Origin of the sequence: Flagellimonas profundi, from assembly GCF_017313275.1 — a bacterium.
In the GTDB taxonomy this organism is placed as follows: Bacteria; Bacteroidota; Bacteroidia; order Flavobacteriales; family Flavobacteriaceae; genus Flagellimonas; species Flagellimonas profundi.
The window spans coordinates 1,046,423-1,058,234 of sequence record NZ_JAFLNM010000001.1 but is presented as its reverse complement, the minus strand read 5'-3'; the positions used below and the strand labels follow the sequence as shown (position 1 = coordinate 1,058,234).

The following is an 11,812-nucleotide window of genomic DNA, read 5'->3' as shown; positions in this document are numbered from 1 at the left end:
AATAGATGTCATTCTGAGCAAAGCGAAGAATCTCAACCTTCAAATTGATTCATATGCTACAGTCGCTATTCTCCTTTAGTATAACCTTGAATTGATTCAAACAGGAGTGTTCATGTACACGATTTCCACGAATTGCTCTAATTGATTCAAGAGCCAAGAGAATGTGCATTCTTTTTTTATTTAGATTTCGATTACAGTCGAAAAATCTATATTCTTCCGTAGTTTACTCTTTCCGAATGACCCCTTACCATGTCAAAAATGAAGCACAGGATTACAGAAAATGTTCAGATGACAACAAGTAAATGGCACTTCACAACAATAATTTCATCAAAGCGGAGTTACGAGGTACATTTACATTGTAATTAATTCAGAAAGTAATTTTTTCATTTTCATATAGTGTTCTCGTAAAAGAGTCTTGACCCAAGTGGCAAGGCTCTTTTCTTTTTTAGTAACTTTCCCTGCTACAACTCTACAATCCACAGGTATGCAATCAAAACCACCTGAGAGGCTCACTACCATACTGCTTTTGGATGGAGAAAACTATCATTTGATGGCCGTACTCCAATGCTTGTCCAGAGTTAAAAACACAAAACTTGTTGTTATATCTGATAAGCCTACTTCGAGCATGCGATATTCGCGTTTTGTATGGAAGTACATACACTGTCCCATCAATACAAAAAGTTGGGTAAATAAGGTCAATGAGTGTATTGAGCGTTATCAAATTGATGTTGTCATGCCCATTTCCGAGGACACATTGGAAGAACTGATTTTAAATAGACATAAATTACATGTTAAAAACAAAACACTTATCCCCGATACGCTAAAACAGCTGGACACCATTCGTAATAAGCGCCTTTTGGCACTTCACCTGTCCGATATTGGTATTACACCGCCAGCTTATTGGGTGCCGATAAAAAACTGTCCCGATGGATCAAAAATTTTGCAAAAACACTATCCCGTATTGGCAAAACCGGCAATTACCAGTGGAGGAGGATTGGGTATTTTGAAAATAAAAAATGAGGAGGAACTGGATGATTTTCTATCAAAGCATGATTCAGGTAAGGACTATCTAATACAAGAGTTCATTGAAGGGCATGATTTGGGTTGCAATGTAATTTGTATGGATGGGGAGGTTATGGCCTATACCATTCAGGTGGGGAACATGTTTTTGAAAAAAGCATATACTCCACAAGTTGGATTGGACATCGTACATAACGAAAAGGTAATCAAAATAGTAAGAGATCTTATGAAATCACTACGTTGGAACGGGGTTGCCAATGTAGATATGCGTTATGACAACCTGACCGGTCAATATTATGTGTTGGAAGTAAATCCACGATATTGGTTAACCCTCTTGGCATCCTGTATGGCAGGGATCAATTTCCCCTGGTTGTATTGTCGGATAGTTCTTGATGATAAATTCCAATTGCCCGATTATAAGGAAATTGAATACTGGAACCTCAAAAGGCTACCGTACCGATTAAAAAAAGAACCTTTGTTGTTGTTTCGGTGGAAGTATTTATGGAACAATACCCCTTTTTCTTATTTGATAAACGATCCTATCATGACGGTTTATCATTACTCATGGACTTTAAAAAATATTATTGTTTCCCTATCGAAGAGGGTCTTCAATCGACAGGCTTAAGGTATCCATTTATCCTTGCCAAAATCTGGTTTTCGTTTTTCCAGAAACGCATTCCTTCCTTCTTTGGCCTCCTCGGTCATGTAAGCTAAACGTGTAGCCTCACCTGCAAACACTTGCTGTCCTACCATACCGTCGTCGGTAAGGTTCATGGCAAATTTTAACATCTTTATGGATGTTGGGGACTTGGCCAGAATTTCCTGAGCCCATTGGTAAGCGGTATCCTCCAATTCATTATGCGGTATAACGGCATTCACCATTCCCATTTCGTAGGCTTCCTGTGCAGAATAGTTTCTTCCTAAAAAGAAAATTTCACGCGCTTTTTTCTGCCCCACCATTTTGGCTAAATAAGCTGAGCCGTAACCACCATCAAAACTGGTCACATCGGCGTCGGTTTGCTTAAAAATGGCATGTTCTTTACTGGCGAGGGTCATATCGCACACTACATGCAGGCTATGTCCGCCTCCCACGGCCCAACCAGGAACTACCGCAATAACAACTTTTGGCATAAAACGGATCAATCGCTGTACCTCTAAAATATTCAACCTGTGGTAACCATCATCTCCAACATAACCTTTGTGCCCACGTGCTTTTTGGTCTCCACCACTACAAAATGCCCACTTTCCATCTTTGGAAGATGGTCCCTCGCCGGATAGCAATACTACTCCTATCGAAGTGTCTTCTTGGGCATCATAAAATGCTTTGTAAAGCTCACTAGTGGTTTTGGGGCGAAACGCGTTTCGAACATCGGGTCGGTTGAAAGCGATACGTGCAACGCCGTTACATTTTTTATAGGTAATATCCTCAAATTCCATGGCGGTTTGCCAGTCGGGTGACTCCATAACTGTATATTTTATTGTGTCACAAAATAACGGAAAATCTAGGTTATGACCATTGTAGAAAAAGGGGTTTAAATTTTTAAGACATCAAAAATGTTATCTTTAATCCAATACAACATCCGATCTGAGCAAATAAAATAAGGATACCCTGATGTTGGTTTAAATTTTTTATTGAACATGAATGAACCAGTGGCAAAAGGCAATGAACTTAAAGTTGCGTTGGCGCAGATAGCGCCAGTTTGGCTCAATAAGGGCAAAACCATCGAAAAAATTAAATCCTCCATAATTGAAGCCGGAAAAAGTGACTGCGAACTCATTGTTTTTGGTGAAGCCTTGTTGCCAGGTTATCCGTTTTGGGTTTCCATTACCAATGGCTGTGAGTTTGATTCATCATATCAGAAAAAACTGTTTGCACATTATGCCAACAATTCGGTTCAAATAGAAAATGGAGATCTGGATGAACTTTGTTCGTTGGCAAAAGAGTATAAAATCGCCGTGTATTTGGGAATCATAGAAAGACCGAGAAACCGCGGCGGACATAGTCTATATTGTTCTTTGGTATATATTGATGCCAATGGCAGCATAAAATCGGTCCACAGAAAACTACAACCCACCTATGAGGAACGATTGGTGTGGTCCCCCGGCGATGGCAATGGTCTACAGACCCATAATCTTAAAAAATTTACTGTCGGTGGACTAAACTGCTGGGAAAACTGGATGCCTCTTTCGAGAACGGCCTTATATGGATTGGGGGAAAATTTACATATCGCTGTTTGGCCCGGTTCTGATTATAATACGCGAGATATTACAAGGTTTATTGCCAGAGAATCGCGTTCATTTGTTATTTCGGTATCCGGTCTAATGCGTAAATCGGACATTACCTCGGATATTCCAGGTTTTGAAAGGATCATCGAAAATGCCCCCGAAGTTATGGGGAATGGAGGTTCTTGCATTGCAGCTCCTTCAGGTGAATGGATTCTTGAACCAGTGGTGGACAAGGAAGGTCTAATAATACAAACCATTGATTTTGACAGGGTTTTGGAAGAGCGGCAAAATTTTGATCCTGTTGGACATTATTCCAGACCGGACATTACAAAATTGTCTGTGAACAGGGAGAGACAAGCGATTGTGGATTTTGATGATTTTTGAGTGAACACTAAAGATAAGTCATCGTTCTCTGAACATACTTAAAATGGTATTAACAGAAAATAAAGTACCTTTAAGTACCAACCGCCAGACTATTATGGAAACTTTCAAAACCCCTCTAGAGGCATTTTTGCACTGGTTGCAAAAAGACCCGAATCATATTTTTTTAAGACAGCCCATTAACCGAAAGTTTATTGAGTACTCACGTCAGGATGCCTTTGAAGAGGCTTTGAAAATTGCCGGTGCTTTGCATCGTATGGGATTGAAGCGAGGCGATCATGTAGCACTTTTATCCAAAAACTGTGCACATTGGTTTATGGCCGATTTGGCCATTATGCTGGGAGGGTTTATTTCCGTCCCTTTATATCCCACCCTGGACGGCGATAGTATTCACGAAATTTTGGTGCATAGTGAAAGTAAGGCCATTATAGTGGGGAAACTGGATGATTATGGTTCCCAAAAACCAGGGATTCCCCATATTCCAAAAATTGGGGTAGGGCTCTACGAAATCCAAGAGGAACATACATGGGAGGATATTGTAAAAACACCTACTGATTTTGAACCTTTTGAACAAAATCCGGAGGACCTTATCACCATTATGTACACTTCAGGTACCACTGGAAACCCAAAAGGAGTGATGCATAAGGTAAAGTCGTTCAACCAGGTCACCAATACAGGGGTCGAGGTACTGAACATTAAAAACCAATCAAAAATGTTCTCCTATTTGCCTTTGTCGCATATTGCGGAACGTATTGGAATAGAAATGGTTTGTTTGTACACCGGAAGTACAGCTAGTTTTCCGGAGTCTTTGGAAACATTCCCCGAAGATTTGGCATCCGTGCAACCGGATACATTTTTTGCTGTTCCGAGAATTTGGCAAAAATTCAAAGAAGGCGTGTTGAGTAAAATCCCTCAAAAAAGATTGAACATATTCCTATCCATTCCAGTCATCAATAACATTATCAAGAAAAAAATCGTGCATAAGTTGGGACTTTCCAAAGCCTCTTTCTGTGGTTCTGGAGCTGCACCATTGGCAGTAAGTCTTCAAAATTGGTACAAGAAACTTGGCGTTGAGATTCAACAATGCTATGGTATGACGGAGGATTGTATCCTTTCTCATTTCAATCTTCCAACAACCAATAAATTTGGCACTGTGGGCAAGCCGTTGCCAGGGGTTACTTCCAAGCTGTCGCCCGAAGGCGAAATTCTTATAAAAAGTGACACACTGATGGTGGGATATTATAAATCCCCTGATCAAACGGCTGCTATGTTCACCGAAGATGGATTTTTAAAAACGGGTGATCTTGGTGAATTTGACCATGATGGATTTTTGTCCATTGTTGGGCGAATCAAGGATCAATTTAAAACCGATAAGGGTAAATATGTAACCCCATCTCCTATTGAGTTGGAGTTATCAAAAAACACCGATTTAGAGCATATTTGCTTGGTGGGCACTGGGATTTCACAGCCCATTGTTTTAATTATTCCGTCAGAGGCTGGGTGGGCCAAAGGCAAAGAACTTTTAAACTCATCAATTCTGGCATCCATTAATGCTTTGAACCCTCAGTTAAAAAAGCATGAGAAAATTGAAAAAGCGGTCGTTATGAAAGAAAATTGGACCGTGGACAATGGTTTGATGACTCCCTCCATGAAAATTAGGCGAAACCGGATAGAAGCTATCCATCAGCCCATGTATTTGGATTGGTTTTCCAGAAAAGAACGGGTGGTTTACGAAAGTGACCAATGATTAGGTTGCGCCATTAATTCTTCAAAACGACCCCATTGATAAGATCAACACGGGTATTCATCAATTATAGCAGGGCACATATTGGATTTCGAGATATCTTGACGATATGTCGCGAAATAAAAAAATGTGGATTCTGTTTTGTTTTTTAATCTGCTTGGGGGTTTTAGGGTATTTAATGATCACTCGGAAAATAAACCCTGATCATTATTTTAAGCATAGCATAGATCCCATCGAACTATCCTATATTTCTGTTAAGCAGTCCGAAAGTAGGATTCTTATAACCTCAGACCTTGATAACGTTACGAAACCTGTCCCAAACAAAACAATGAAATACCCTATTAACAGGGAATATCCACTATATGCTAATGAATACTCCTTTGAGATAGACCAAAACAATAATTTTAGATTAACGCAATTAAAAGACAATAAATCCATGCTATTGGGGACCATTGTTGAAAAAACGTATCTGGATTACCCTCAATGCCATCTTTATAAAATAAAATTACCGAAAGCGTATAAAGCTTCCCACGAATATTCAAGAGGTATATTCCCCTATTATGTCCCTGTTGGATTTAGCATAATGTCCAGTGGAGGTTTGAAATATAGCTCAGAGACTCGAATAACTTTAATATCCGCCGAAGGAGATACACTCAAGCTTTATACAAGTTCCGGCCATATAATGAGCAATGAAAAGACAGGTATTTATTAAGCTCCACACTATATTTTTTTCGAAAGCTCTGTGAATAGGTGTAATTTTAATACCTAATTAAATTTGCGCAATGGATAGTGAATGGCTTAAGATGTGGAATACCAAGTTTGGACAGACTACCTATTTTTATGGTACCAAACCTAATAAGTATTTAAAAGAAAAGCTTAAAGGCATTGAGCCAGGCTCCATTCTGTTTGGTGCTGAGGGAGAGGGAAGAAATGCCGTTTATGCCGCACAGTTAGGTTGGGATGTTTCCGCTTTTGATATCAGCGAGGCAGGACAACAAAAAGCCCTGAAACTAGCAAAGAAAAAAGGGGTTTCCATAGACTACAAAATTGGAGAACTTGGCAGTTTGGCCTATCAACCTGAGCAGTTTGATGCCATAGCTTTGATCTATGCCCATTTTCCTCCGAATATTCGTGCCGGGTATCATAAATTGCTTCATACGTACCTAAAAAAAGGCGGTATCATCATATTTGAAGGTTTTAGCAAAGATCATTTGGAATACAAAAAGAAAAACCCAAGCGTAGGTGGACCTGGAAATTTGGATTCCCTTTTCTCCTTGGAAGAGTTGAAAACCGATTTTAAGGATTACGAAATATTGGATCTTAAAAAAACAATCGTTGAGCTCAATGAAGGCAATGGTCATGTGGGTAAGGGGGCTGTCATCCGATTTTTAGGGAAGAAAAAATAAAAAAGGAACCCTGGCTAAACTTCATGTAGCCAGGGTTCCTTTCTTTAATAGTGGAAGCTGGGGATTATTCCAAGTCCACCTCTTTTGTTGATTGAATATCTCTTGAAGAAGCCCCTGCTTCAACTATATATTTTCCGGGCTCCAAACTCCATTTTGAGCTGCTTTCGTTCCAATATTTAAGATCCTTTACAGGAATGTTTACTCTTAAGGTATCGGTAGCACCTGCTGACAGTAAACCTGTTTTGGCAAATGCTTTTAACTCCTTTATAGGTCTATCTATCTGGGCGGAATCTTTGGAAACATAGAACTGCACCACTTCCTTACCGGCAATATCGCCAGTATTGGTGATAGGAATAGCCACTTTGATGGAATCATTTTCATGGACCAAGTCCATTTCACCATACTCAAAATTGGTATAGGTCATACCAAAACCAAAGGGATAGGAAACATCCAAACCATCTTTATCAAAGTGGCGATAGCCTACATAAATACCTTCTTCGTATTCGGTATAATCCACATTTCTCACCATTTCACCTTCTGGCACTTCATCTTTTCCAAATAGCATATCGGTCATTTGCATGGGCAAGCCGTTCTGCGGAAAGTTGGCGTTGCTCGCATGATCATCGACATTGATCGGAAACGTCATGGTCAATTTTCCACTTGGGTTCACATTTCCGCTTAAAATATCCGCTACGGCATTACCACCTTCTTGACCTCCTTGCCAGGCCAAAACAATGGCATCGGGTTGGTCTTTCCACGAAGCAGTTTCAATGACCCCGCCAATGTTTAAAACTACGATAACTTTTTTGTTGGCCTCGTGGAATGCTTTGCATGTGGCACTCAGCATATCCTTTTCTTTGTTCGAAAGTAAAAAGTCGTCAGCTACCACTCTATCACCGCCTTCTCCACTGTTTCTTCCAATAGTGATGATGGCCAGATCACTTTCTGTCACAATATCCTTCATCATTGCTTCGTCATAAGACATTTCTGGTGGAAGGTAAGGATTGAACATCGCCGCCATCCCTTCTGGCTTAACAAAGGCCTCTGGGTTGGAGTTTTTATGTTTTTGGTAAGCTTCTTTTGCCTTTTGATTCACAGTAAAACCGGTATTGGTCAACCCTTCTTCCAAAGAAACGGTGTACGCTTCGTTTACATCCCCGGAACCTGTTCCTCCAGCAATAAAATCGTAGGAGTATACTCCAATGAGTGCTATATTTTTGCCTTTATCCAACGGTAGTGCCCCATCATTTTTCAACAATACCATTCCTTCGGATGCTGACTTTCTGGTGATGTCGGCATGTGCTTCCAGATCAGGATTTTCTCCATAGGTATAATCTGTCATCTTTTTGCTTTTAAAGATCAAGGTCAAAATTCTTTTTACCGAGGTATCCACTGCATCCATATTCAAGGTGCCATCCTCATACCCTGCTGTTAAAGCTTTCCATTGTTTTTTGGTGCCTGGCTCCAATAGATCGTTCCCTGCATTTACCATGGCCACAGCATCATTTCCGCCGAACCAATCGGACATAACCAAACCTTCAAAACCCCAATCGTCTCTAAGAATATCGGTGAGTAAATCACGGCTCTCGGCAGTGTAGGTGCCATTTACCTTGTTATAAGAAGACATAATCGTCCAGGGTTGTGCATCCTCCACAATAATTTCAAATCCTTTCAGGTATATTTCGCGCATGGCACGATCAGAAACTCGAGTATCGTTAAAATTCCTGTTGGTTTCTTGGTTATTGGCAACAAAGTGTTTTACCGATGTACCTATTCCATTGGATTCGATACCATTGACCATTGCGGCCCCAATTTTACCCGTTAGTAAAGGATCCTCGGAATAATATTCAAAGTTACGTCCACAAAAAGGATGGCGATGAATATTGGCACCAGGGCCTAATATCACATCTATGCCATATTCAAGAGCTTCATTGCCCATGGCATCTCCCACATTTTCCACTAGTTCGGTATTCCAAGTAGATGCCAATAAAGTGGCAATGGGAAAAGCTGTTGCATAAAATGTTCGGTCCACTCCTTCACGTGTCGGTTCAATGCGAAGTCCTGCAGGGCCATCGGAGAGATTTATTGCGGGAATTCCTAGTCTGGGAGTCGCTACAATGGTTCCCACAACTCCGGGAATACCTTCTTCCGGGTCTACTCTTCCCATGGCAGAAGCCAATCCAGAACCTTTGAGCAAATGGATTTTCTCTTCTACGGTCATCTGGGAGAGTACATCCCCTACTCTTTCTTCAATGGATGTCCTATCATCTTCATACACATCCAAAGTTCCATTTTCGTTTCTGTCCAAAAAAGTATAACCATCCACGGTTAATTCAGGGATATCCTTCTTTTCGGCATAATCGTCTTCAAAACTTAAAAATTGTGAACTTAGGTACCACCATCCGATTAGTCCGCCGATAATTAGGATGATCAATATGACCCCTAATGTTTTTAATGTAATTCGAAAGAATTTTTTCATAGTCGTTTAGTTTGTGACAATAAGCCACAAATATATAAATCTTTTTTTTGTGGCAAAGTGACACAAATCATTATTTTTGTGAAATGGATTTTAAGGAATTTATAGAAAACGGTGAGAAATTATATCTGCCCAACCTTTCGGTAGATATGGTTATTATAGCATTTCATCAAGGTCAAATTAAATGTTTGTTGCTGCAAATTGGTGACAAATGGCTGTTGCCTGGAGGGTATATTCTTCGGACAGAATCTGTTGAAGATGCCACTGTAAGAATATTAAGGGAACGTACGGGATTGAAGGATCCACATTTTAAGTTCTTGTCCGTATTTGGTGGTGAAGACCGAAAATTCACAGAGGAATGGAGACAGTTTCTAGAAAATAACGATATTCATTTTACCGAAGGTTGCTGGTTAAACGACCGCTTTGTAACCCTTGCCCATTACTCCTTGGTTGATTTTGAAAAGACCCAACCTGTGCTAGGGGATATTGATGCTGCGTTTCAGTGGTTCAATATGGATGACCTCCCTAACATGTGGATGGACCACAAGGATATTGTTCTAACGGCCAAGGAACGATTGAAGGAAGACATCAAGCAGGAACAACTCACCTATAATCTACTTCCCAATGAATTTACGATGCCTCAACTGCATCAATTACATGAAGCTATTTTGGGAGAGCCTCTAGATCGTAGTCGTTTTCAAAAGAAAATGATTGCATCGGGTATTTTTGAAAGATTGCCTAAACTTAAAAAAGAGTCGCCCGGACGAAACCCTTATCAATATCGCGTGAAAAAAGCTTAGCATCAGCAAGTTCCTCTTGGCTTTGCGGTTAAAATAGTATAAATTGGTTATCTCACTAAATAACCAAACTATGAAACCAACCAAGCTCTTTACAGTTTTAATGATCCTTCTTTTTTTTGCCAGCTGTTCGCAACCCCAACATTTTGATATTCTAATTAAAAATGGGCAAATCGTGGATGGTTCTGGGAAACCGTCGTATACCGGAGATGTTGGGATAAATGCAGATACCATTGCCGCCATTGGGGATTTGGGGAATGCTACCGGAACACAGGAAATCGATGCCTCAGGTTTGGTAGTGGCTCCAGGGTTCATCAATATGTTAAGTTGGGCCACAGAATCCCTGATCGAGGACGGACGATCCATGGCCGACATCAAACAAGGTGTAACCCTCGAAGTCTTTGGTGAAGGTTGGTCCATGGGGCCGCTCAACGAGGCTATGAAAAAAGAAGAGCAGGAAAGTCAGGGGGACATCAAATTTGATATTGAATGGAACACCTTGAACGAATATTTGGAATACCTTACCAATAAAGGTATATCTCCCAATGTAGCGTCATTTGTGGGCGCAACCACTTTACGCATCAACACGGTAGGTTTTGAAGACCGTGCCCCTACTCCACAGGAATTGGATTCCATGAAGCTAATGGTAAAACAAGCCATGGAAGAAGGTGCTTTGGGCGTTGGTTCTTCTTTAATATATGCACCTGCATTTTATTCCAGTACCGAAGAATTGATCGAACTCTGTAAGGTTGCCTCTGAGTATAATGGCATGTACATCAGTCATATGCGAAGTGAAGGTTCAAGATTATTGGAAAGTTTGGATGAATTGATCCGTATTGCAGATGAGGCCGATATCCGCGCAGAAATTTATCACCTTAAACAGAGCGGCAAGGAAAATTGGCACAAGTTTGACGATGTAGTGGCCAAAGTTGACTCTGCCAATGCTGCGGGACTCCACATTACCGCCGATATGTACAATTATGTAGCAGGAGCAACAGGATTGGATGCCTCCATGCCGCCTTGGGTTCAAGAAGGCGGGTATGATAAATGGTCAGAACGCTTACAAGACCCTGAAATTCGAAAAAAAGTAAAAGAAGAGATGACCACTCCTACGGACGAGTGGGAAAGTTTGATGCAAGCCGCAGGCGACCCCAGTAAAATTCTTTTAGTGGGCTTTAAGGCAGATTCCCTAAAATATCTCACAGGAAAAACATTAAAGGAAGTAGCGGAAATGCGAGGCACCTCACCCGAGGAAACAGCCATGGATTTGGTAGTACAAGATGGTAGCCGTGTTGGCACCATCTATTTTTTAATGTCCGAAGAAAATGTAAAGAAGCAGATTGCGCTGCCTTGGATGAGTTTTGGTTCCGATGCAGGCTCCCCTGCCACCGAAGGTGTTTTCTTAAAGTCTAGCACCCATCCCAGAACGTATGGGAACGTTGCCCGTTTATTGGGTAAATACGTTCGTGAAGAAAATGTTATCCCATTGGAAAGTGCCATTCATAAATTGACGCAGTTGCCGGCCACCAATCTTAAAATAAAAAAACGGGGCAGTCTTGCCGAGGGGAATTATGCCGATGTGGTCCTTTTTAATCCTGAGACCATCATAGACAAGGCAACTTTTGAGGATCCCCATCAATACTCCGAAGGAATGCAACATGTTTTTGTAAACGGCACCCAGGTTTTGAAGGATGGTGAGCATACGGGCAATATGCCCGGCCGGGTCGTACATGGTCCCGGATATATCAAAAAATAAACACTA

The 11,812-nt window shown here is 40.9% G+C and carries 9 protein-coding genes; 7 read left to right on the top strand and 2 right to left on the bottom strand.

The features are described from left to right. The first annotated feature begins 484 nt into the window (after positions 1–484). Positions 485–1,645, top strand: a complete 1,161-nt coding sequence (locus J0654_RS04900) for an ATP-grasp domain-containing protein (RefSeq protein ID WP_207026536.1) — start codon at positions 485–487, stop codon at positions 1,643–1,645. Here the strand turns inward: J0654_RS04900 and J0654_RS04895 are convergent. Continuing rightward, positions 1,642–2,484: a 1,4-dihydroxy-2-naphthoyl-CoA synthase gene (locus J0654_RS04895; protein ID WP_207026535.1), complete on the bottom strand. Its 843-nt coding sequence runs from the start codon at positions 2,482–2,484 to the stop codon at positions 1,642–1,644. The two genes, J0654_RS04900 and J0654_RS04895, sit on opposite strands and share 4 nt — an antisense overlap. Before the next feature lie 174 nt (positions 2,485–2,658). Between J0654_RS04895 and J0654_RS04890 the strand changes: the two genes are divergently transcribed. The 4 genes from J0654_RS04890 to J0654_RS04875 all read left to right on the top strand — a co-directional run bounded on the left by J0654_RS04890 (position 2,659) and on the right by J0654_RS04875 (position 6,777). Then, entirely contained in the window at positions 2,659–3,630 is a 972-nt protein-coding gene (locus J0654_RS04890) for a carbon-nitrogen hydrolase family protein (RefSeq protein WP_207026534.1), read from the top strand. A 94-nt stretch (positions 3,631–3,724) separates the two neighbouring features. Beyond that, entirely contained in the window at positions 3,725–5,374 is a 1,650-nt protein-coding gene (locus J0654_RS04885; protein ID WP_207026533.1) for an AMP-binding protein, read from the top strand. A gap of 325 nt (positions 5,375–5,699) precedes the next feature. After that, entirely contained in the window at positions 5,700–6,083 is a 384-nt protein-coding gene (locus J0654_RS04880) for a hypothetical protein (protein ID WP_207026532.1), read from the top strand. Between the two features lie 70 nt (positions 6,084–6,153). After that, positions 6,154–6,777: a class I SAM-dependent methyltransferase gene (locus J0654_RS04875; protein ID WP_207026531.1), complete on the top strand. Its 624-nt coding sequence runs from the start codon at positions 6,154–6,156 to the stop codon at positions 6,775–6,777. Positions 6,778–6,841: 64 nt separating this feature from the next. Here J0654_RS04875 and J0654_RS04870 read toward each other — a convergent pair whose 3' ends face one another. Next, positions 6,842–9,256: a glycoside hydrolase family 3 C-terminal domain-containing protein gene (locus J0654_RS04870; RefSeq protein ID WP_207026530.1), complete on the bottom strand. Its 2,415-nt coding sequence runs from the start codon at positions 9,254–9,256 to the stop codon at positions 6,842–6,844. An 83-nt stretch (positions 9,257–9,339) separates the two neighbouring features. On the opposite strand from J0654_RS04870, the gene J0654_RS04865 reads away from it, so the two are divergent. Next, positions 9,340–10,053 carry an NUDIX hydrolase gene (locus tag J0654_RS04865; protein WP_207026529.1) on the top strand — a complete coding sequence of 238 codons (714 nt, stop codon included), beginning with the start codon at positions 9,340–9,342 and terminating at the stop codon, positions 10,051–10,053. Between the two features lie 70 nt (positions 10,054–10,123). Continuing rightward, entirely contained in the window at positions 10,124–11,806 is a 1,683-nt protein-coding gene (locus tag J0654_RS04860; protein ID WP_207026528.1) for an N-acyl-D-amino-acid deacylase family protein, read from the top strand. Positions 11,807–11,812: the final 6 nt, after the last annotated feature.

Bases quoted from the DNA above. Each gene is read 5' to 3' on its own strand.
- J0654_RS04890 (WP_207026534.1), top strand. From the start codon at position 2,659: ATGAATGAACCAGTGGCAAAAGGCAATGAACTTAAAGTTGCGTTGGCG.
- J0654_RS04870 (WP_207026530.1), bottom strand. From the start codon at position 9,256: ATGAAAAAATTCTTTCGAATTACATTAAAAACATTAGGGGTCATATTG.
- J0654_RS04880 (WP_207026532.1), top strand. From the start codon at position 5,700: ATGAAATACCCTATTAACAGGGAATATCCACTATATGCTAATGAATAC.
- J0654_RS04900 (WP_207026536.1), top strand. From the start codon at position 485: ATGCAATCAAAACCACCTGAGAGGCTCACTACCATACTGCTTTTGGAT.
- J0654_RS04895 (WP_207026535.1), bottom strand. From the start codon at position 2,484: ATGGAGTCACCCGACTGGCAAACCGCCATGGAATTTGAGGATATTACC.
- J0654_RS04875 (WP_207026531.1), top strand. From the start codon at position 6,154: ATGGATAGTGAATGGCTTAAGATGTGGAATACCAAGTTTGGACAGACT.
- J0654_RS04865 (WP_207026529.1), top strand. From the start codon at position 9,340: ATGGATTTTAAGGAATTTATAGAAAACGGTGAGAAATTATATCTGCCC.
- J0654_RS04885 (WP_207026533.1), top strand. From the start codon at position 3,725: ATGGAAACTTTCAAAACCCCTCTAGAGGCATTTTTGCACTGGTTGCAA.
- J0654_RS04860 (WP_207026528.1), top strand. From the start codon at position 10,124: ATGAAACCAACCAAGCTCTTTACAGTTTTAATGATCCTTCTTTTTTTT.